This window comes from Rhodothermales bacterium (assembly GCA_017643395.1).
In the GTDB taxonomy this organism is placed as follows: Bacteria; Bacteroidota; Rhodothermia; order Rhodothermales; family UBA10348; genus JABDJZ01.
Genome location: JAEPNP010000001.1, coordinates 712,416 through 730,153, shown reverse-complemented (window position 1 = coordinate 730,153; position 17,738 = coordinate 712,416). Strand labels below are relative to the sequence as shown.

The window sequence follows — 17,738 nt, the reverse complement described above, 5'->3', positions numbered from 1 at the left end:
GGTCAGTTTGTGCCTGGCGGTGGGTCATCCCACTTCTGGGCGCTGGAAATGTCGGGCACGCCCCAATCGGTGCCTTTCCAGCCCTTGAATCCGTCCATGCGGAAGGTCCAGAAGCCTGTGGACATGTCACTGACGACAATCAGGCCATCCTCGTTCCGCACGTCGACACCGAACGCCCCGTTGAATTCGCCCGTTCGGCCCTCTACGCGACCGCCGAGATAGGTGTCGTAGTAGGCCACCGTGACCGGGTTCTCCGGATCCATCATGGAAAAGACCTGCAGTCCGTCCAGGTAGCCCGACACGAACACATAGGGCCAGCGCACCTCGTGGTTGTGCACCAGGTTCTGCCAGTCGGCCGTCCAGGCGCCGATGGGCTGGTTGATGTTCGGTACATCGGAGCCCTCCGACTCAAGCGCCGGCTGGAGGTCGAAGATGCGTAGCGGCGCATAGCGGTACTCCGTTTCGGCGATCACGTACCGGCCGTTCGGGCCGGGCGTAAACGTGTGTCCGCCACGCACGCCCGAGATGCCGGTCAGGGTGACGAGCAGTTGCGGGTTTTCGATGTCGGTGAAATTGTACACGTAGTAGCCACCCGTGCCGCCTCCGTAGAAGCGGTCCTGGCCAGTGTCAACGTGGAAGCCCGCGTAGAAGTCGTGGTAGCCGCGCCGGCCCTCCTGTGGGTTCGGGATTCGGCCGACAAGCGCCTGGTCCAGATTGCCCTCGACCACGTGGCCGAGGTCATAGACGTGCGCAAACGGTCCCGACACGGTCGAAAGGAGCAGGACGCGCCCCGTGGAGTGCTTGTACACAAAGATGTTGTGGAAGCCGCCCGGCAGTTCCGGCTCGCGGATGCGGGCAACCTCACGCACCGTGGATGCGTCCGGCAGGCCGGTTACATCCAGCACCACCGCGCCCAGGTCATTGTTGGGCCCGCCGGAGCCGAATTGCAGGGACTGGACTACGTAATAGCGGCCGTTCCACTTGAAGTGCTTCACGTCCATGCCGCCCGTGCGCTGGTGCAGGTCCTGGTCCTCAATGCGCCACCGGTAGATCACCTCAGGGCTCGCCGGGTCGGCCACGCTGATGATGTCAGTGCCCTTCGGGCCATCCCAGCCGTACACCATGCGGGAGACGTAGACATACGGACGATGGACTTCTTGCTCCATGTCGATGTCGGCTACGCTCAGGATCGGGCCGAGCGGAATGTGCCCCAGCACTTCGATGTTGTCGCTGCCCGGTTTCTCAGGCGTCCATTGTGCGGTGGCGGGCAGGGTCAGGGCCGTGGTCAGCACGGCCAGCGTCAGAATGCGTTTCATGGCAATGTCCTCGTTGCTGGTGGCTGATCAGTTGGTGCCCGGAGGCGGCTCGTCCCACTTCTGGGCGCTCGATATGTCGGGTTGCCCCCAATCCTCGCCGTTCCAGCCCTGGAAACCCTCCATCCGGAACGTCCAGAAACCGGTTGACATGTCACTGATGACGATGAGCCCATCGGCATTGCGCACGTCCACGCCAAAGGCGCCGTTGCCTACGGCACCACCCATCACGCCCACATCACGGGGACCGGTGTACGTGTCGTAGTAGGCCACCGTCTTGGGGTTGTGCGGGTCCATCAGGGTGAAGACCTGCAGGCCGTCGTGGTAGCCGGAGACGAACACGTAGGGCCAGCGCACCTCGTGGTTGTGTGCCAGGTTTTTCCAGTGGGGGGTCCAGGCGGAGATCGATCGGTTGATGTTCGTGACCTCGCCGTCGAGCGCCGGTTTGAGGTCGAAAATGCGCAGGGGAGCGTATTGGTATTCCGTCTCGCCGACCGCCCAGCGACCATCCGGGCTCGGCGTGAATGTGTGGCCCCACGGCACGCCGCGCACGCCGGTCACCGTGATGACGAGCTCCGGATTCTCGATGTCCGAGATGTCGAAGATGTAGTAGCCTCCGGCACCACCGCCGTAGAAGCGGTCCTGACCGGTGTCCGGGTGGAAGGCCGCGTAGAGGTCGTGGTAGAAGAGGAAGCCCGCCGACACCGAGTTACCGGTGGTCCGGGAGTTCGGGCCAGGCACGGGAATCGTGCCGATCAGAGCGTCATCCACATCGCCCGAAACGGCCAGACCCATGTCGTAAACGTTGGCCTGCCCGCCGTTGACCGTCGTGATCAGCAGCACCCGGCCATTGGAGTGCTTGTAGATAAAGATGTTATGGAAGCCGCCCGGCATGTCGGGGGCGCGTATGCGGGCCACCTCGCGTACCGAGTCACCGTCCGGCAGGTCGGTCACGTCGAGAATGACCGCGCCGAGGTCGACGTTCGGTCCCGGAGCAAACTGCAGCGACTGCACCACATAGTAGCGGCCGTCCCACTTGAAATGTTTGACGTCCATGCCCCCGAGCCCCGCATGGAGCTCCTGGTCTTCGATGCGCCAGCGATGCACGACGCGCGGGTTCGACGGGTCGGAAATATCGATGATGTCCGTGCCGCGCTCGATGGACTCGCCGAGCGTGCCGCGGGACACGTAGGCGTAGGGACGGCTCATTTCCTGCTCGAGGTCGATGTCCATCACGCTGAACAGCGGTCCGAGCGGCACATGAGCCTCGACCGTGATGTTGTCGGTGCCGGGCTTGAGCGGAGTCCACGGCGTATCGTTTTGCGCGAGCGCAGGCAGGGCCGCCACGAAAAGGGCGGCCACCAGAAGAAGGTGCTTCATCGGTGGGTGCGGTTTGCTCTGTCAGGGGTGCGTCTTCCGGACGGAGCGGTCAGGGTATGCCTGTCGGGCAGCCATGAATGTACGATGAGGCACGGGTCGCGGCGAAAGTTCCAAAAAAAGAGGGTCGAGGACGCCGGCGACCCCGACTCCAACCAGGAGGAAGCCGTGGCTATTCCGACTTTGCAGTCGTGGACAGTCCCAGCGGCATATAGAGCGGGCACGTCCCGACGAGGCTGGTCAGGACGAAGACCGTCGCCAAGGCTCCAAGGATGAGTGCGGCCGTGCCGGTGATTTGGTCGGTCAGGTAGAGGACGACGACGAGCACGGCCACCAGGACGCGAGCGATGCGATCAATGGTGCCCATATTCTTCTTCATGACGGGGGTGTTGGGTTTGGTGTCCCCAAGCCTACTTGTCATGACGTGTCGCTACAGTCGGGGTCGTCCCGCGTGTGCGTGTGGTGGAATCCCGTACGTCGTGCCCCCAAGCCGGGCCAGCGACGGCTTTGGGATCCCCGTCGCGGCTACGCAGACCATGCAAAGGCGTTGTCGGTGTCTCCCTCAAAGGCCACCCCGCCCCGGACGATTCGCCGCTTACATGGAATCCAGGGCCGTTTGAGAACCTAATCCCCCGAAACGGCCGCAATAGGTTGAATCCGGGCCGTTTGTGAACCTAATCCCCCCGAAACGGCCGCAATAGGTTGAAACCGGGCCCGTTTGTGAACCTAATCCCCCCGAAACGGCCGCAACAGGTTGAATCCGGGCATGCTTTTGAACCTTCGCCCCCCAAAGGCCGCGCCGCGCCCGCCGACCGCCACGCCGCCGCGCCCGCCGACCGCCGCGCCAGGGACCACCCCGGCCGCCGCGCCTCTCAGTTGGTGCCCGGCGGCGGATCGTCCCACTTCTGCACGCTGGAGATGTCGGGCTGCCCCCAGTCCTCGCCGTTCCAGCCGTTGAAGCCGTCCATGCGGAACGTCCATAGGCCGGTAGTCATGTCGCTCACTACGATCAGCCCGTCCGCGTTGCGCACGTCCACGCCGAACGCGCCGTTGATGTACGGGATGAAGTCGTGGCTCTCGGGGCCGGTGTAGGTGTCGTAGTAGCCGAGCGTGCGCGGATTCTCCGGATCCATGAGGCTGAAGACGGCGAAACCGTCCAGATACCCTGCCGTGAAGACAAAGGGCCAGCGCACTTCATGGTTGTGCACCAGGTTCTCCCAGTTGTGGGTCCAGGCCGAAATCGGCGTATTGATGTTCTGAACCTCCCCATCAAGCGCCGGCTGCAAATCAAAAATGCGCAGCGGTGCGTACCGGTACTCGACCTCGGCCACCACGTAGCGGCCGTCCGCGCTCGGTGTGAATGTGTGTCCCCAATCGACACCGCGCACGCCCATCAGCGATACAAGCAAGGTCGGATTCTCGATGTCGGTGATGTTGTAGACGTAGTACCCGCCGGTACCGCCGCCGTAAAACCGGTCCTGCCCGCTGTCAGGGTGATAGCCGGCATACAGGTCGTGGTAGGAGGTGCGCCGATCACCCTCGGCCGCACTGGAAGGAATCGGCACGGTGCCGACAAGGGCACCATCTACATCGCCCGTCACAGCCCGGCCGAGGTCATACACATGCGCCGGGCCGCCGCGCGTGGTCGTGAGCAGGAGGGCCCGCCCGGACGAATGCTTGTAGATAAAGATGTTGTGGAAGCCGCCGGGTGCGTCAGGGTGACGCAGACGCGCAACCTCCCGCACACCCGATGCATCCGGCAAGGAAGTCACATCAAAGATGACGGCGCCCAGGTCCGCGTTGGGCCCACCCTGACTGAATTCGAAGCTCTGTACGATGTAGTAGCGGCCTTCCCATTTGAAGTACTTCACGTCCATGCCACCCCGGTTGAGGTGCAGGTCGTTGTCCTCGATGCGCCAGCGCTTCAGCACACGCGGATTGCCGGGGTCGGAGATGTCGATCATGTCGACGCCCTTCGGTCCACCATCCACCAGGGAGGCCCGGCTGACATACACAAACGGTCGCTCGAGCTCCTGCTCCATTTCGATGTCGGTGACGGTGAGGCGCTTGCCGAGCGGGATGTGACCGATGACTTCGATGTTGTCGGTGCCACGCTCGGTCTCATGCACCTGCCCGGACGCGGGCAGCGCAACGGCCAGGGCCAGTACCAGGATCAGAGCTCTCATTGGTTTCCTCCGGAGGGACCGCGGTCCCAGTCTTGTGCGCTCGACACGTCCGGCTGCCCCCAATCAGGGCCATACCAGCCGTCGAACCCGTCCATTTTCAGGGCCCAGAAGCCCGTGGTCATGTCGCTCACGACGATGAGCCCATCGGCGTTGCGAACGTCGACGCCCCAGGCCCCATCGTACACATTCCAGGTGTAGGGGCTGCCGAGGCGCTCCATGGCGGCGATGCGGTCATTATGCACGCCGTCGAACGTGTCGTAGTAGCCCACCGTGTAGGGATTGGTGGGGTCCATCATGTTGAAGACGCTCAGGCCGCTTTCGTAGCCGGAGACGAAGACAAAGGGCCAGCGCACCTCATGGTTGTGCGCCAGGCTTTTCCAGTCTGCATGCCACACCCCGACGGCCTCATCGATGTTCTTGTCCTCCCCTTCGAGAGCCGGCCGCAGGTCAAAAATGCGCAACGGCTGATACTGGAACTCCGTCTCTCCGACCGCAAAATTGCCGTCGGGCGTGGGAGTAAACGTGTGTCCCCAGGACACGCCGGGCACGCCGACAATCGACACCAGCAGTTCGGGGCTACCCAGGTCGGTGATGTCATAGACATAAAAGCCCGAGCCGCCCCCGCCGTAGAACCGGTCGGTACCGGTTTCGGCGTGATACCCGACGTAGAAGTCATGGTAGCCCCGCGACCACAGGTTCTCGGTTTGCGGTACCGGGATACGGCCGACCAGCGCGCGGTTGGCATCGCGCAGAATCGGGTCCATCTCCGTCTGATCGCCATCCAGGAAGGTGTCCATGTCGAACACCTTCGCATACTGCCCGGAGGTGGCCACGTACAGTGGCTTGCCGCTGGAGTGCTTGTACAGGAAGGTGTTGTGGAATCCACCGGGGTTATCCGGCTGGCGGATTCGACCGACCTCGACCATGCGTTCCGGCAGGTCAGTCACATCGAACACCACGGCTCCGACGTCGGAGTTCGGCCCACTCTGTCTCAGCTGCATGGACTGCACGTAGTAGGTGCGGCCCTCGTGCTTGAAATACCGGCCGTCCATGGCACCGCCCGAGTGCAGATCCTCGTCTTCGATCCGCCACCGATGGATCACCCTCGCGTTGAACGGATCCGACAGGTCGATGACGTCAAAGCCGATTTCGTCCACGCGCCGGGCCACATAGGCGTAGGGTCGGTCCAGATCCTGTTCGATCTCGACATCGGAGATCGAACCCGCTGCGCCAAGCGGGACGTGCGCCACCACATGCATGTTGGCACTGCCGCGCTCACCTGGCGGAGGGGGGTGGGACGGCTGGTCCACGGCCACCTGTGCAACCACAGGCCCGGGCATGATCAGAAGTGCCGCAAGAAGTCGTTTCATGGTTGCCACCGGTCTGCGCCCACAGGGCCATTTATCCAGTCCTGCACGGAGCTGATGTTGCCCACACCCCAGCCGCGGCCATCCCAGCCGCGGAAGTCTTCGACCCGCACGAGCCAGAGTCCGGTCTCGGCATCGACCACTGCGACAAGTCCGTCCGAGTTTCGCACGGCCACGTCCACGGCAGCCGGGGTCCTGAACCACGCGGTGGTGTAGGGCTCAAATGCGTTTCGCATGTTGAACACCGCCATGCCCTGGTCCTGAGCTGCTACAAAAACGTACGGCCACCGCACCTCGAACTGTTCGGCGTGGCTGCGCCAGTCTGCCGTCCAGGCTCCTGCCGCGGTGCGCACCTGGGAAATGGTCCCGTCGAGTGCCGGGCGGATGTCGAAAATGCGGATGGGTGCGGAACGATATCCGGTGGAGGTGACCAGATGGCTCGCGTCCGGCGTGGCCTGGATTCCGACCCCTACCTGCACCGCGGCGGAGTTCACCCAGGTGAGCAGGGCGGGCTCCATCGGATTCGTGACATCGAAGACGAAATAGCCGCCGCCCCCCGCCGCGTACAGCCTGTCAGACTCCGTGCCGAGGTCGTAGGCCGCATACACTCCGTGGAATCCGTTGTCCCGATTGGGCACGTCTGTCGGAACGGCCACACGTCCCACTTCTTTCTCCGGGCCTGCCAGCATCACAATGTGCGATGCCGTCGCTGCCAGGAAGTACACCGACCCGTTTGAATGACGGTAGGCAGCGACATCCCGGACTTCACCGAGGGCCGCGGTGTCCATCGCCGCCCCGGAGTTGTCAAAAAAATGCAGTCCAGCATCGGTTGCCACGGCCACGAGCGATGGGCTCGCTGCCAGGCCGCTGACCTGTGCCGGGACCGACCAGTGCAGCACCGATTGTCGGGACTCGATGTCGATCAGGCTGACAGCCCGCTCGTGGGCCACATACAGCAGCCGGTCGGGGGCGCCGAAGGTTGCGGCAACGGCTGCGCCCTGCGCACGGAGCGGCAGGTGGCTGTCCAGGGTCACGTTTCGCGAGCCCTGGGTCTGGGCAAGGGCGGGGCCGGCCAGCACCGCGGCGACGAGCAGGCAGGGGATGGATCGATGCATGCCGTTCGGTGGGATTTCTGTAGGCGGGCGTCGTGCCGCTGACAAGTCTGGTCACGATACACCGGGTGCCGACGAATCGCAAAGAAGCACCGTTGGCCGGCGCGCCGGGGTGAGCGCCTGTCGGAGGACTAGATTGTGGTATGAAGACGTTGTACGCCCTCCTGCTATGCGGCTTGCTCGTGCCTGCTGCAGCGGCCCAGAAAGTCCGCATTTCTGAGCCCGAAGCCGCCGAACTCACGACGCTCCCGGCTCGATCTGCAGCCTTCCTGTCGCCACCCCGCAACTTCGACGTCAGGCTGCAGGGCTCGGCGGCGCTCTTGAGTTGGGAGCATCCCGAGAGCGTCAGTGCTCCCGAACTGGCCGAGATCGAGCCTAACAATCGGCTTGAAGAGGCTCAGCGCCTCTACGGTCCCGCTCCTGCTGTCGTGACGGGCGCGGCCCAGATCAGCGACACCGGTCAGCTCTCAGTGAGCTTCGAGGGTGGGGCACAGGACGACTTCGAGGATCTCTACGTGTTCGATCTGCTGGAGTCCGGCGGCACGGTGGTCCTCAGTGACCTCTCAGAAGACTGCGATGTGTACCTGCTGGGAGAATCCGGCACGGGGCTGCAGATCGTCGGTGAGTCGTTGAACATCGGGACCCTGGACGAGACCATCCGGATGGACACGCTTTCTGCCGGCACGTACCTCGTCGGCGTGTCCATCTTCGATCCGTCCCTCGGCGCGCAGGAATCGGACTACCGACTGACCGTGAGCGGGGCAGTGGCGGCCGAATCCGTCACGGGATTTCGGGTATATCGCTCCGACGTGGTCGGCGCGCGCGCGAACGGCGAAGCCGTCGTGGATGTTGGCGCGGAGGCGCTGAGCGCATCGCACGTACTTCCGGGGGCGGGCACCTGGCACTTTCAGGTCGTGGCAGTCGGTGCTTCCGGGGAGAGTGCTCCGTCCAATGAGGTGTCCGTCATCGCGACAGGCATCGAGCCCATCGCACCGAGGGCCTTCCGGCTGGAGCCCGTCGCCCCCAACCCGGTCCGGGGTCAGGCGCTGATTTCCTTCGAGCTTGGGCACGGATCCCCTGTGCGTGTGCAGGTAGTGGACATGCTGGGCCGCGTCGTCGCGAGGCCGCTGGCGGAATTCCGCGGTCCCGGGATTCACGAGGTTCCATGGGATGCTTCCGGGCACCCGACGGGGACTTATCTCGTGATGATTCAGACCGATACAGGAGGAACCAGCAAGCCCCTGATTCACGTTCGCTAGGAGACCCGACTATGTTAGCCGCCATGGCGAATCCCCCGGCCGCTACCGTTCAGAACGCCATCAACGAACTGGCCCGATGGCGAGGAGCCTTTGAGGCGCGGGCTGCCCGTCGTATCCGTCGAAGCCAGCTGATGGCCATCCAGCAGGACTGCCTGACGAACCTGGCGGCATACCGATTCCAGGCTCCCAACGGTTCTGATTTTCGGCAGCTCATGAGCAACATTGCTCTGATTGCGAGTCGGGAAGAGCGGGATCGCGTGCTGGAGGCGTGGCTCTACAACATCAGCCGCTTCCTTCAGAAGCAGCTCCGGGCGAGGGACCCCTTCAACTGGAAAGGCGAAAGCAAGTCGTTCCTCTACGGCCTGGAGATGGCGCTGCCGCGCAAGGAATGGCCCCAGGCGTTTTCGGACAAGTAGGCCCCTGCTAATCGTCGGCCCCGCGCGCTGCGCGCCGACCCCCGACGCCGCCCTCCCCGCGCCCCCGCGCCGACCCCGCGCCCGCGGACAGGCACTCACCTTGCAATTCATGGGACCCAAGCGGCGCAACCGCCTGGTTCCGGCCTTTTTGGGCTGATTTCTGGGACACACGCCGTGACCCCCGTCCTAAAACACAGACACGGCGACTCCCATGAAGGACATTCGTTACAACCTCCTGATCGCAGGCCTCGCCATCGCCCTGATGGCACCCATCTCCGCTTCCGCGCAATCCGGTACCGAGTTCGGCGTGGACCTGGCCCTCGCGGTTCCGCAGGGCGCGTTCCAGCAGAACGTGGATCAAACCGGCTTCGGCATCAACCTGCACGGCGGAACGCACCTGTTCCGCAGCCCGCTCTTTGTCGGAATTGATGCCGGGATCCACGTCTACGGCAGCGAAAACCGGTACGTACCGCTGTCGATGACCATCCCGGATATCGAAGCGCGCGTACACACCACGAACAACCTGGCCCAGGTACACGGCATGCTGCGCCTGCAGCCCATCACCGGCAAGGTGCGCCCATACGTGGACGGCCTGTACGGTGTCAAATATCTCTACACCCGGACATCGCTCACGAACGAGTTCGATGAGGAGGTGGTCGGCTCGACCAACTTTGACGACTACACGGTGAGCTACGGCGTCGGCGCCGGCCTGGACGTGCAGGTCTGGCAGGGGGCGATGGGCGACGACGATCGCCCGGGACGTGTATACCTGACCTTCGGAGCGCGCTACCTGCTCGGTGGCGAGGCAGAATACCTGCGCGAAGGCGATATCGAGCGTGAGCTTGGCAGCTACTCGTTCAATACCACCCGATCCACCGTAGACATTGTTCAGCCCCGCTTTGGCGTGACCATCGCGTTCTGACGCCCGCCGACGGCGGGTCAGGAAAGCACGAGGGCGGTCTGCCTCAGCACTCGGGAATACGCACCGAGATGTTGACGGCCAGGCCGCCCTCGGACGTTTCCTTGTACTTGTGCGACATGTCGCGGGCGGTCTCGTCCATGGTTCGGATCACGTCATCCAGCGAGACCTTCGCCTTTTCCGGATCTCCGTTCAGGGCCAGCTCGGCCGCATTGATGGCCTTGATGGCGCCCATGGAGTTGCGCTCGATACAGGGAATCTGGACCAGCCCTCCCACGGGATCACAGGTTAGACCCAGGTGGTGTTCCATGGCGATCTCAGCCGCCATGAGGGCCTGGGGCACTGTGCCACCCAGACTCTCCGTAAGCGCCGCGGCGGCCATCGCCGAGGACACACCGATCTCCGCCTGGCACCCGCCCATCGCGGCGCTGATGGTCGCCCGCTTCTTGAAATAGGTTCCGATCTCGCCGGCGACCATGAGGAAGTCACCGATATCACGGTCCGACATCTCCCGCTCGTTGAAGCACACCAGATACATGAGCACGGCCGGAATGACGCCGGCTGCTCCGTTGGTCGGGGCGGTCACTACCCGTCCCAGATTGGCGTTCTCTTCGTTGACTGCCAGCGCGAAGCAGGATACCCACTTCAGGACCTGACTGAACTTGGGCGAAAGGCCCTTCAGGACCCTGATCCATTCATGAGAGTCGCCGTAGGTGGCGTCCGGCAGCAGCTTGCCGTGCAGGGCTGCCGCGCGCCGAGTCACGTCCAGGCCCCCCGGCAAGGTGCCTTCTGTATGGCAGCCCCGATAGATGCACTCGCGCATCACGTCCCAGATGGTCGCGATGTCGCGGTCAATGGCATCGTCCATACGCCAGACCCGCTCGTTGGCACGCACCAGTTGGGCGATGGACATGCCGGTGCGCCGGGCGTGCTTCTCGAAATCGCCGGCTGAGGAGGCCGGGTAGGGCAGGACCACATCGCCCGAATCCTCGTCCTCCTCCCCAGCCTTGACCACAAAGCCTCCGCCTACGGAGTAGTAGGTCGACTCCCGGATCTCGCCGTCCACCAAGGCCTGACAGACCATGCCGTTGGCGTGAAAGGGCAGCCGCTCAGACATGCGGAAGACGATGTCGCGGGAGGGATCGAACGGAATCGTCGCGTCGCCCAGTTGCACGGTTCGTCGTTCCTGCAGCGCCTCCACCAAACCGGCAATGCCGGCGACCTCCACCGTCTCCGGCTCTTCTCCCAGCAGCGCAAGGCAGACGGCCGTGTCCGTGCAGTGTCCCCGGCCGGTCAGTGCCAGCGATCCGTACAAAAGGACGCGGATGCCCTCGATGCGCTGGGGGTCTGTCTCGGCGGTGAGCTCGCGCATCCATCGCTGCACCGCACGCCACGGTCCAAGGGTGTGGGAGCTGGAAGGCCCCACCCCAATCTTGAGCATTTCGAAGATGCTGATAGCCGACATGCGTTACAGAATCGCGCCGAGCCGCTTCTATGGATCTGAGCGGGCGCGAGTCTCGGCTGGCGCTCCACGCAAATCAAGTTCAACGCACAAATCTCACAGATCCATGAAACGACACCAAATCCCCCTCGGTGCCGCAGTGGTGATTCTCTCTTTGCTCATGACGGGCTGTGCGGGAGATCTGCTGCTGCCGGACGAAACCGACACCAATCCCTATCTGGACGATGCGCGCATTCTCGTGGACGAACTGGTCGACCACACCATAGAGTACGCCAACGCCTACAACGGGACGCACGGAGACCCCGGGCTCATACTGCTGGAGGCCATGAATGCCTATGCCCCCGACGTGATTGACCTGGACGTGGAGGACACGGGCCGGCGGCTTGCTCAAGCCTGGTCGAACCCCGCGCGAAAGGGTCCCATCCAGGTGCCAGGTCTCACCGACACACACAACGCCCATCTGACGCGGGTCTTCGAGGCCGCCCGGGTTGAAACTCCGCAGGCCATGCGGGCGGCCTTTGCTCCCCTCCTCAGGGATGCCCGGCGTGCACTGGGCGAAGAAGGAGCCCGGCCAGTTCTGGAAGCAGCAGCCATGTTGCAGGCTCAGTTCGAGTTCTTTACCGACAAAAAGAACGAGTACGCGCTGAAGCAGCTGGCGACGTCTCTCCGGTTTGCGGCCGGGCCCCAGGCCTCGGCGAGCCCCCGATTCCTGCGTATCCAGGACTCGACAGGCACTGATCCCCAACCGGAGGCCCCGCCCGAGTTCACCGAGCATTTCGACCCCGGAGACTGGTGGAGCAACACGATCAATGACGGTGTGACTGCCGGTCAGGGCGGCGTACTTGTCGGCGCGAGTGTTGGATGCGGGATCGGCTTGTTGATTGGCGGTCCGCCCGCGTGTGCTGGAGGCGCAGCCATCGGCGGCACGCTTGGTGGTGGAATCGGGGTAGGAGTCGGCACGTTTGTGTCCGGTGTTGCGCACTTCATGCAGGACGTGTTCGATCATGCCCAGGACATGGACGACTGGTGCAAGAGGCAGAAGGATCTGCCCTTTGCGCAGCGCCACGACCAGTACGAACTCCGTTGCTCGGACTGACGCCATGAGATCGACCCAAAGAACCCGATTCGTGGTAGCCGTGGTCCTCTTGAGCACGATTGCCGGGGCCGTAGCCATGGTCTATCGGCACCCGGATCTACCGGTCCTCTGGCCCGCGGGACTTGGCGCGGCCGGGGGGGCAATATGGAGCATGGTCCTTTTGCGGGTCACGTTCTGGGCCCTGGAGCGAAGGGCCCCCAAGAACGGCCAGGCCTGACGGCCCATGGGGTGGGTCAGCGGCGGCCTCGGTTTCCCGTGAGGGGAATCGGGGTTTCCGTGTAGGTGCCTGCGCCGCTTGAAGCAGAACCCCGGCCGTGGCAGAAGCAATCGGTATACTGGCACGCCAAATCTGCTTCCGTCCATGTCCTCGCGTTTTCAGGATCGACTCAACCGTGCAGCCGGCCGCGACTTCGTCGGCCGCGGGGAGGAAATGGCGGCCTTCAGACGCATGTTGGTCGAGCCCGAGCCGGAGCACCTGGTACTCATGGTGCACGGTCCGGGGGGCATAGGCAAGAGTACGCTCCTCAAGGCATTCGCACGATTGTGCGGCGAGACAGGCGGTCGGGCGCTTCTTCTTGACGCCCGGGATTTCGGAGATTCGGCGCCCGCCTTTCTGAAGTCCGTGTGCCAGCGGCTGGAGGCTACGAATGATTGCGATGTGTGGGCCGCGCTTGGCGCCGTTGAGGAACGTGTGGCGCTCCTGATTGACACGTTCGAGCTGGCCGCCGACATGGAGCCATGGCTGGTGCGAGAGTTTCTGCCACGCCTGCCGGACAACGTGGTGGTGGCGCTGGCCGGGCGACACGGTCCGTCAGACGCGTGGCGCCGCGAGCCCGGATGGAACAGCCTCATGCGTGCCCTCCCCCTTCGAAATCTGAAGCTGGTCGAGGCGGCGGAAATGCTGCATCGGGCCGGCGTGCCGGAGGACCGCGTGCACGCATTGCTTGCGCCGACACACGGACATCCGCTTGCGGTAGCCCTGGTACTGGAATTGTACCAGCTGAAGGGTGGCGTGGATGTCGATCCCACAGACGCCCCCGACATCGTGCGCGCGCTGGTCGAGAGACTGGTGATGAAGGTGCCGAGTCCTGCTCATCGACTGGCGCTGGAGGCATGCGCCATCACGCACGCGATGACGGAGGACCTGCTGGCCGCCATGCTGGACGCCCCGGAGGCGGGCGAGACCTTCCTGTGGTTGCGTGGACTGGCCTTTATTGAGGCCTCCGAGTCCGGCCTCACCATGCACGACGTAGCGCGCGAGGCCCTCGCGGCAGACTTGCGTTGGCGTAATCCTGGGCAGTACCGGGAGCTGCATCGACGAGCCCGGCGCTACTATGTCGCAGCCATGCACGGCACGTCGGACAAGGGACTGCAGCGTCGACACCTGCGGGACCTGGTCTACCTGCACCGGGACAATCCACTGGTGCAGCCTCTGTACCAGCAGCTCCGGGCCGGGCACGGTCGGGCCGAGGCACACTCTGACACGCGCATTGCCGACGCGGACGCTCAGGCGGTTCGGGAGATGGTAACGCGCCACGAGGGCCCGGAGGCGGGCACGTTCGCTGCGTCCTGGATTCAGGAAGCTTCGTCCGAGGAGCTCGTGATTTTCAGAGACGGTGCCGGCGTGCCGAACGGCCTTCTGTTTCTGCTGGATCTCGAGACTCACCCGGATGCGCTGCGGGCGGAAGATCCGTGCATGAGCGCCGCCTCGGAGTATCTGAAGCGCACCGCGCCGCTGCGACCGGGCGAGCGCGCCACCGTGTTCCGTTTCTGGATGGCGGCTGACGAGTACCAGGGTCTTTCGTACGTGCAGATGGCCATCTTTGTGCACATGGTTCAGCACTATCTCACAACACCATCGCTCGCGTTCTCCTTTCTGCCGTCGGGCATCGCGGATGACCTGGAGCCAATCATGGCGTACGGAGACATTCATCGGCTCCCGGTGACCTACAGGCAGGGCGGCCGGGACTTCGGCATGTTCGGGCATGACTGGCGGGTAGTCCCGCCAGACGCGTGGCTGGAGTTGATGGGGCAGCGACAGGAGGGGGCGAGTGTGGCGGAGTCCCGTCCGCCCGTGCGCGAGACCCTGCATATCCTGGATCGCAGCGATTTTGCGGAAGCATTGAAGCAGGCCCTTCAGCACTATGCGCGCCCCGAGCGCATGCCCGGAAATCCGCTGCTCCGCTCGTCGCTGGTAGCCACCCGCGCTCCCGGCCCGGATGAAGCGGACCGCATTGAAACGTTGCGGCAGCTGATTGCCGATGCGGCCGGTGGGCTTTCCGGATTGCCGAAGCTGGAGCGCGCCTATCAGGCGCTCGATCGCACGTATCTCAGACCCGCGGGGAGTCAGGAAGCCGCGGCCGAGATGACGGGCATGGCCTACTCCACATTCCGTCGTCAGCTGGCGCGTGCTGTGGACGAGGTGGGAGAGACGCTCTGGCGCATGGAGATCGGAGACTAGGCTCGCGGGCCAAGGGTGCTTTGCTCACAAATCCCTGAAAAAAAGCTCACATGAGCAGAAAGTGAGCAGAAGATGAGCAGGTTTTGATCTGGTGGGCGGGCAGAATCTCCCGGTACGATGGGGTCAACCCAATGACTCCACGCCCAATTGGAATCTCCCACCACACTTGCAGACCGGCTCTTCCGCGCAATCAACGGCGGAGATGAGTCGCTCATTCGTTCGCTGTGTGCACCCACGTATCGTGGGTTCGACGCAAGTCGTGAGGCTACTCAGCATGGTCGCATTGCCCTGTTGGGTGATCTGCGCCGACTGACAACCGCCTTTCCGGACGGCCGCATCACTCCGATGCATGCCATGACCGAGGGCTCCTCCGCACAGGTGGTATGGGTGCTTTCCGGCACCCACAAGGGCACGTTCCTGGGCATTCCCGCAACCCAGCGGGAAGTCGAGGTCTGCGGGTTTTCCCATCTCGAATTCGCGGGTGGCACGCTGCACCGAGCCATGCACCTCTGGGACATGGCCGGCCTGCTGCGCCGCCTGCGACTGTTGCCCGACCTGCCCAACCGGCGCAGTGCTACCGGGCTGCGACACGGGATGAACAATGCATTCCGCACCATCAACCACGGGACCATCCCGCAACCCACAACATGAAAACTTCCATCAAGCGAGGACTGCTACTGATTCCGGTCCTTCTGGCAGGCTGGCTCCTAATGGAGACCCCGGAGCTGGGCGATGCGTCCAGTCACCGGGAGGCGCCGCTGATCGCGAATGATCCGCTGGCCGACAACACGGATCTCTACGCCTTCGTCTCGCCGGACAATCCGGAGACCGTCACGATCATCGCCAACTATATCCCGCTCGAGCTGCCGGAAGGCGGCCCGAACTACAACACGTTCTCGGAGAACGTGCGCTACGAGATCCACGTCAAGAACGACGCCTCGACCACCGGCGACGACATCACGTATCGATTCACCTTTGCCCGCGAAAACGAAGACCCGACCACGTTCTTCAACATTCGCCTGGGCAAGGAAAACCTGAAAACCACCTACACGCTGGAGCGCAGCATGGCGGGTGGCTCGTTTGAGACCATCGTCACAGGCGGCATCGTGCCTCCGAACAACATCGGCCCACGCTCCATCGAAGGCGGTGCCGGTCTCGGCACCACCTACCAGGCCCTGGTAGATGCAGCCATAACGACCGCAAGTACGGGCGAGGTGGTCTTCGCCGGACCGCGCGATGACGCCTTCTTCGTCGACCTCGGCGGCATCTTTGATCTCGGCGAGACGCGCTCCTCCTATGGAATGGACGCGAGCAACCCGGACAACGCACGAGACGCCGTCGCCGGCTTCAATACCCACACGATCGCGCTCCAGGTGCCGATTTCCACACTGCAGAAGGATGGAAAAATGGCCTCCGAGGCCGCCAACATTCTGGACGGCGACTTTGTGATCGGCGTCTGGGCATCCGCCAGCCGGCCCCAGATGAAGACGCTCTCAGCAGAAGGCGAAGCGCCGACGTACAGCGGCCCCTGGGTGCAGGTATCCCGCCTTGGCATGCCGCTGACCAATGAAGCCGTCATTCCCCTCGGCGAGAAGGACCGCTGGAATGCGCGCACCCCGTACAACGAGGACCCCGCGCACAACGCCTACTTCTACAATCCCGAGCTGGCGCTCTACATGGATGACGATCAGTTCGGTGGCGCCGTGCCGGCCATGTCCGCTCTGCGTGTTCAGCGCAATTCACTCGGCGCATTTGACTTCGGCAACGGCCAGGACGGTCTCTACGGCCTGAAAGGCTCCGCCGCCGTGGAAGGCACCGCTCTGGACGATGCGGTCTTCGGCACCCTGTTGCTTCCTGGTCCGGGCCAGCCGCGCTCGGTCGATCTCTGGCCTGCTTTCTACGTGGGCGTGCCCAACGTGCGTCCCTACCAGCTGGCCACCGGCAAGGGCGGAGACCCGCTGGCTGCAGGCAAGCCGTTCGTGAACAACTTCATGCCCACTGGCGGCGACATGCTGCGTCTGAACATGGCCGTGCCGCCGACGCCGCGCAACGACGCAGACTTCAGCACGCTCGGGCTGGTGCAGGCGGCCGTGCTCGGACTGACCGATGCCCGCTTCAATGCGACGACGGACATCCAGTTCATCCCGAACATGGACGGTTTCCCCAACGGGCGCCGGCTCGAGGATGACGTCACCACCATCGAGCTGCAGGCGGTGTCCGGCGTCGTGCTGGCTGCCATTGGCCTCTGGTACGACGACTACGATCCCAACAGCTCGGCCAGCCCGGTTACCCAGGATCTCCTGGACGTGCTGACCTACAACGCCGGTCCGACCGCGAACGACGTCGCCCTGCTGGACGAATTCCCGTACCAGGCCAACCCGCACCGCGGCTACGACTACGTCAAGCAGCTGACGGCGGCTTCTCCGGGCACGAGCACCAACACCAGCCGCATCGACCCGGGCGTTCTGGGAATCGGCGTGCCGGACCAGTACCAGCTCGCGCAGAACTACCCGAATCCGTTCAATCCCAGCACGCGGATTGAATACAAGGCCTCCACCTCCGGCCCGTTGGCCGTGCGCATCTACGATGTGCAGGGACGCCTTGTCCAGACGCTGGTGGATCGGAATCACTCTGCAGGCACCCACGCCATTGAGTGGAATGCCGAGGGTCTGCCCTCGGGGGCCTATTTCTACCGCATCGAAGCGGGCGGAAAGACGGCGGCAGTCCGCCAGGCACTTCTGGTCAAATAAGCAGAGGGGAGCGTGTCGCC

The 17,738-nt window shown here is 63.9% G+C and carries 15 protein-coding genes; 8 read left to right on the top strand and 7 right to left on the bottom strand.

Annotated elements, in window-relative coordinates:
- Positions 1–2: 2 nt before the first annotated feature.
- The 6 genes from JJ896_02850 to JJ896_02825 form a co-directional block, all read right to left on the bottom strand.
- Entirely contained in the window at positions 3–1,316 is a 1,314-nt protein-coding gene (locus tag JJ896_02850; GenBank protein MBO6778570.1) for a hypothetical protein, read from the bottom strand.
- 27 nt (positions 1,317–1,343) lie between these two features.
- The gene (locus JJ896_02845) at positions 1,344–2,693 is read right to left on the bottom strand and encodes a hypothetical protein (GenBank protein MBO6778569.1); all 1,350 of its coding nucleotides are present in this window, start codon (positions 2,691–2,693) and stop codon (positions 1,344–1,346) included.
- 169 nt (positions 2,694–2,862) lie between these two features.
- Entirely contained in the window at positions 2,863–3,111 is a 249-nt protein-coding gene (locus tag JJ896_02840) for a DUF2892 domain-containing protein (protein MBO6778568.1), read from the bottom strand.
- A 451-nt stretch (positions 3,112–3,562) separates the two neighbouring features.
- The gene (locus tag JJ896_02835) at positions 3,563–4,876 is read right to left on the bottom strand and encodes a hypothetical protein (GenBank protein ID MBO6778567.1); all 1,314 of its coding nucleotides are present in this window, start codon (positions 4,874–4,876) and stop codon (positions 3,563–3,565) included.
- Positions 4,873–6,246 (bottom strand): hypothetical protein, encoded by a 1,374-nt coding sequence (locus JJ896_02830; GenBank protein ID MBO6778566.1) that lies wholly within the window; start codon positions 6,244–6,246, stop codon positions 4,873–4,875. The genes JJ896_02835 and JJ896_02830 overlap by 4 nt, the downstream gene beginning before the upstream one ends.
- Entirely contained in the window at positions 6,243–7,358 is a 1,116-nt protein-coding gene (locus JJ896_02825) for a hypothetical protein (protein ID MBO6778565.1), read from the bottom strand. Before JJ896_02825 ends, JJ896_02830 begins: the two co-directional genes overlap by 4 nt.
- 140 nt (positions 7,359–7,498) lie before the next feature.
- Between JJ896_02825 and JJ896_02820 the strand changes: the two genes are divergently transcribed.
- The 3 genes from JJ896_02820 (at position 7,499) to JJ896_02810 (ending at position 9,952) form a co-directional block, all read left to right on the top strand.
- Positions 7,499–8,614 (top strand): T9SS type A sorting domain-containing protein, encoded by a 1,116-nt coding sequence (locus JJ896_02820; protein ID MBO6778564.1) that lies wholly within the window; start codon positions 7,499–7,501, stop codon positions 8,612–8,614.
- 23 nt (positions 8,615–8,637) lie between these two features.
- The gene (locus tag JJ896_02815) at positions 8,638–9,030 is read left to right on the top strand and encodes a hypothetical protein (protein ID MBO6778563.1); all 393 of its coding nucleotides are present in this window, start codon (positions 8,638–8,640) and stop codon (positions 9,028–9,030) included.
- A 211-nt stretch (positions 9,031–9,241) separates the two neighbouring features.
- Entirely contained in the window at positions 9,242–9,952 is a 711-nt protein-coding gene (locus JJ896_02810) for an outer membrane beta-barrel protein (protein MBO6778562.1), read from the top strand.
- Positions 9,953–9,995: 43 nt separating this feature from the next.
- On the opposite strand, the gene JJ896_02805 is transcribed toward JJ896_02810, so the two are convergent.
- The gene (locus JJ896_02805) at positions 9,996–11,414 is read right to left on the bottom strand and encodes an L-serine ammonia-lyase (GenBank protein ID MBO6778561.1); all 1,419 of its coding nucleotides are present in this window, start codon (positions 11,412–11,414) and stop codon (positions 9,996–9,998) included.
- Between the two features lie 103 nt (positions 11,415–11,517).
- Between JJ896_02805 and JJ896_02800 the strand changes: the two genes are divergently transcribed.
- The 5 genes from JJ896_02800 (at position 11,518) to JJ896_02780 (ending at position 17,718) form a co-directional block, all read left to right on the top strand.
- Positions 11,518–12,507, top strand: coding sequence for a hypothetical protein (locus JJ896_02800; GenBank protein MBO6778560.1), 990 nt, complete (start codon positions 11,518–11,520; stop codon positions 12,505–12,507).
- A gap of 4 nt (positions 12,508–12,511) precedes the next feature.
- Positions 12,512–12,724: a hypothetical protein gene (locus tag JJ896_02795; GenBank protein ID MBO6778559.1), complete on the top strand. Its 213-nt coding sequence runs from the start codon at positions 12,512–12,514 to the stop codon at positions 12,722–12,724.
- 144 nt (positions 12,725–12,868) lie between these two features.
- On the top strand, positions 12,869–14,968 hold the full coding sequence (locus JJ896_02790) for an AAA family ATPase (GenBank protein ID MBO6778558.1): 2,100 nt from the start codon (positions 12,869–12,871) through the stop codon (positions 14,966–14,968).
- Between the two features lie 147 nt (positions 14,969–15,115).
- The gene (locus JJ896_02785; GenBank protein MBO6778557.1) at positions 15,116–15,619 is read left to right on the top strand and encodes an ester cyclase; all 504 of its coding nucleotides are present in this window, start codon (positions 15,116–15,118) and stop codon (positions 15,617–15,619) included.
- Positions 15,616–17,718: a DUF4331 family protein gene (locus JJ896_02780; protein MBO6778556.1), complete on the top strand. Its 2,103-nt coding sequence runs from the start codon at positions 15,616–15,618 to the stop codon at positions 17,716–17,718. The genes JJ896_02785 and JJ896_02780 overlap by 4 nt, the downstream gene beginning before the upstream one ends.
- Positions 17,719–17,738 lie beyond the last annotated feature (20 nt).

Excerpts from the sequence above, each read along its gene's own strand:
- JJ896_02850 (MBO6778570.1), bottom strand. The coding sequence starts at position 1,316 with ATGAAACGCATTCTGACGCTGGCCGTGCTGACCACGGCCCTGACCCTG.
- JJ896_02845 (MBO6778569.1), bottom strand. The coding sequence starts at position 2,693 with ATGAAGCACCTTCTTCTGGTGGCCGCCCTTTTCGTGGCGGCCCTGCCT.
- JJ896_02840 (MBO6778568.1), bottom strand. The coding sequence starts at position 3,111 with ATGACAAGTAGGCTTGGGGACACCAAACCCAACACCCCCGTCATGAAG.
- JJ896_02835 (MBO6778567.1), bottom strand. The coding sequence starts at position 4,876 with ATGAGAGCTCTGATCCTGGTACTGGCCCTGGCCGTTGCGCTGCCCGCG.
- JJ896_02830 (MBO6778566.1), bottom strand. The coding sequence starts at position 6,246 with ATGAAACGACTTCTTGCGGCACTTCTGATCATGCCCGGGCCTGTGGTT.
- JJ896_02825 (MBO6778565.1), bottom strand. The coding sequence starts at position 7,358 with ATGCATCGATCCATCCCCTGCCTGCTCGTCGCCGCGGTGCTGGCCGGC.
- JJ896_02820 (MBO6778564.1), top strand. The coding sequence starts at position 7,499 with ATGAAGACGTTGTACGCCCTCCTGCTATGCGGCTTGCTCGTGCCTGCT.
- JJ896_02815 (MBO6778563.1), top strand. The coding sequence starts at position 8,638 with ATGGCGAATCCCCCGGCCGCTACCGTTCAGAACGCCATCAACGAACTG.
- JJ896_02810 (MBO6778562.1), top strand. The coding sequence starts at position 9,242 with ATGAAGGACATTCGTTACAACCTCCTGATCGCAGGCCTCGCCATCGCC.
- JJ896_02805 (MBO6778561.1), bottom strand. The coding sequence starts at position 11,414 with ATGTCGGCTATCAGCATCTTCGAAATGCTCAAGATTGGGGTGGGGCCT.
- JJ896_02800 (MBO6778560.1), top strand. The coding sequence starts at position 11,518 with ATGAAACGACACCAAATCCCCCTCGGTGCCGCAGTGGTGATTCTCTCT.
- JJ896_02795 (MBO6778559.1), top strand. The coding sequence starts at position 12,512 with ATGAGATCGACCCAAAGAACCCGATTCGTGGTAGCCGTGGTCCTCTTG.
- JJ896_02790 (MBO6778558.1), top strand. The coding sequence starts at position 12,869 with ATGTCCTCGCGTTTTCAGGATCGACTCAACCGTGCAGCCGGCCGCGAC.
- JJ896_02780 (MBO6778556.1), top strand. The coding sequence starts at position 15,616 with ATGAAAACTTCCATCAAGCGAGGACTGCTACTGATTCCGGTCCTTCTG.